Annotated in this window: 1 pseudogene; it reads right to left on the reverse strand. The window is 43.4% G+C overall.

Going from position 1 to position 454, the window contains the following annotated elements:
* Positions 1-76: 76 nt before the first annotated feature.
* Positions 77-454 (reverse strand): annotated as a pseudogene (locus LI015_RS28055) (hypothetical protein); the annotation flags it as partial.

Raw genomic sequence — 454 nt, forward strand, 5'->3', positions numbered from 1 at the left:
CCATGAAGTTTCATCTCCTTTTTCTGGCTTAAGGTTGGCTTTTTGCCATTTTTCATGAGATTTATCACCTCCGGTTTTATTCATCTGACCCTGTCAGGAAATGATACCCATCAATCATTAGGCAGCCATTAGGGCTAATCCTTACTTCAAGATTTGCCAGTATCCTACGCTCTATCGCACTTATAATTGTTACCTCAGCTGATTCAGCCGTCCCTTTTATATGGGCTGTCGCTGATTCATTCAAAATCGCTTCAACTATGTCTTTCATTTCCCTCTTTTTCGGTATGCTCAATGTTTTCGTCTCGCGTTGGACCAGCTTCATGATTTTGACAAGCATATCACTCCGCTCCGTTGCCTGGCGCCACTTTTTCTCAAAGCCTTCCTTTGGATAGCCCCGTTTCCCTTCCAAGGTGTATTCATTGATACGTTCGTTCTCGTCCACCCATAAATCTTC

This window comes from Enterocloster sp. 210928-DFI.2.20, assembly GCF_020554465.1.
Classification (GTDB): Bacteria; Bacillota; Clostridia; order Lachnospirales; family Lachnospiraceae; genus Enterocloster; species Enterocloster bolteae.